General features: G+C 62.6%; 2 protein-coding genes. Both read left to right on the top strand.

Going from position 1 to position 1,903, the window contains the following annotated elements:
- Positions 1 to 448 precede the first annotated feature (448 nt).
- Positions 449 to 625: a hypothetical protein gene (locus ACLQ7E_RS21425; protein ID WP_411734608.1), complete on the top strand. Its 177-nt coding sequence runs from the start codon at positions 449 to 451 to the stop codon at positions 623 to 625.
- Positions 626 to 659: 34 nt separating this feature from the next.
- Entirely contained in the window at positions 660 to 1,640 is a 981-nt protein-coding gene (locus ACLQ7E_RS21430; protein WP_411734609.1) for a DUF3560 domain-containing protein, read from the top strand.
- Positions 1,641 to 1,903: the final 263 nt, after the last annotated feature.

The raw sequence follows: 1,903 nt of genomic DNA on the forward strand, positions 1-1,903 counted from the left end.
CTCACGCACTCTTTTGTGTGAATGAGTAATGCATCATCTACTCCCCGCGGAATGCCGGGGGGTTTCAGGGCGTCCCGGGCACTCGCTCGCTCGCACCCAGGAACCGGGCGTCCGCTGCGCGGCCGGCTGTTGACCTGATCCGCCTTCGGCGAATCAGGTGCCGGCCTGCGGCCGTCCCCTTTTTTTGGTTGCTGTCCTTCGGAGTTTATGGCCCGACACCAAGGGCACAAGCCCCTTGCTGCGCTGCGGGGCCAGCCCGGCAAATTCTGTGTCCGGCGCTGCGCTTATTTCCGGACACAGAATTGGCCGGCCTGCCCTACGGGTTGCTGCTCCTTGGTGCTCGGTCCGCTTCATTTCATTTCGCCAGCAACCAAAAAAACGCGGGGGAGAGACAAAGCGCGGGGCTGGTTCCGCGATCCCCCTCACCCACAGATTGAGGAAAACAACCATGAACACGATCACGGCAACAGACGGAACCCAACTCAGCGCAGAAACGGACGTGCTTCTGGCGTCCAGACTCGCAGACCACGAGCTGGGTACTGGTTGGGACGAAGGAATAAGCCCGTTCGATCAGCACACAATCCTTGGTGAATATCTTGAATTCGTTGGCGAATTTTCAAGCTAAGCAGTAGCCCCACTAGGAACAAGGAGAACAACAAATGCTGACCATTACGCACACTCACGAAGCAGGAACCCTGATTGAGGGAACCACCAAGGGCGACGGAACCGCCGAAGTCCTCAAAGCCAACGGCTGGCGTTGGGGTCGCAGCATCGCCAGCTGGTTTGTCCCCATGAGCCGCGACCGGATGCCCAAGCTCTACAAGATCGAGGGCACGGCAACCGCACTCCGTGCGGCAGGGTTCGAGGTTGAAACGGACATTGACGAGACCACTCGCTCAACGGCGGACGTCGAAGCGGCAAAGATCGAACGCCAAAGCCAGCGCGTCGAAGCACTGGAAGCCAAGGCCCAGCGCAAGAGCACCGCAGCCGACGACGCCGAGCGCCGCGCCCGTGCAGCAGGCGACGCCCTGCCCTGGGGAGGCGAGCCAATCAAGATCGGCCACCACAGCGAAAACCGCCACCGCAACGCCATCGAAAAGGCACACCGCGCCTTGGGCGCATCGGTCGCCGCCGACCGTGACGCTACCGAGGCAGCCGAACGCGCCGCGACGGCAGCCCACACCACCGGCGCACGCTACAGCGTGCAGACCGTCGCAAACCGCATCAAGAAGCTCGAAGCCGACACCCGAGGAACCCAACGCAACATCGACGGCCGCCGCGAGTGGATCAAGGACGAAGCTGGCCGGGACATGCTCAGCAACGAACCCATCGGCGCCACCGGCGCATACCGTGAGCGCCTGCTCACGCGGCTAGCTGAACAAAACGATCAGGTCACCTACTGGAAGCAGATCCGCGCCGAACAGATCGCCACAGGCAAGGCCACCAACTACAGCCGGGAAACCATCAACAAGGGCGACTACGTGCGTTACCGGTTCGGCTGGGCCGAAGTTGTGCGAGCCAACGCCAAAACGGTGTCAGTCAAAACCGAATACACCTGGACGGACAAAATCGAATACGAGGCACTGACCGACCACAAGACAGCAGCCGAATATGCCGAAGCCCGGGCAGCCATCAGCTAGCTAAAAGGAACCGGGGGAGGGGGCGCCGTTTGGGTGTCCCCTCCCTTTTTCGTGGTGGTGCGGGCGGCCTCCGCCGCCAGCTCCCCCGGCCGCCGACGCTGCGCGATGGCCAGGTCCGGCAACGCCGCGTCTTGTCCTCACGCACTCTTTTGTGTGAATGAGTAATGCATCATCTACTCCCCGCGGAATGCCGGGGGGTTTCAGGGCGTCCCGGGCACTCGCTCGCTCGCACCCAGGAACCGGGCGTCCGCTGCGCGGCCGGC

Source organism: Paeniglutamicibacter sp. (assembly GCF_046714615.1).
Classification (GTDB): Bacteria; Actinomycetota; Actinomycetes; order Actinomycetales; family Micrococcaceae; genus Paeniglutamicibacter.

Bases quoted from the DNA above. Each gene is read 5' to 3' on its own strand.
- ACLQ7E_RS21430 (WP_411734609.1), top strand. From the start codon at position 660: ATGCTGACCATTACGCACACTCACGAAGCAGGAACCCTGATTGAGGGA.
- ACLQ7E_RS21425 (WP_411734608.1), top strand. From the start codon at position 449: ATGAACACGATCACGGCAACAGACGGAACCCAACTCAGCGCAGAAACG.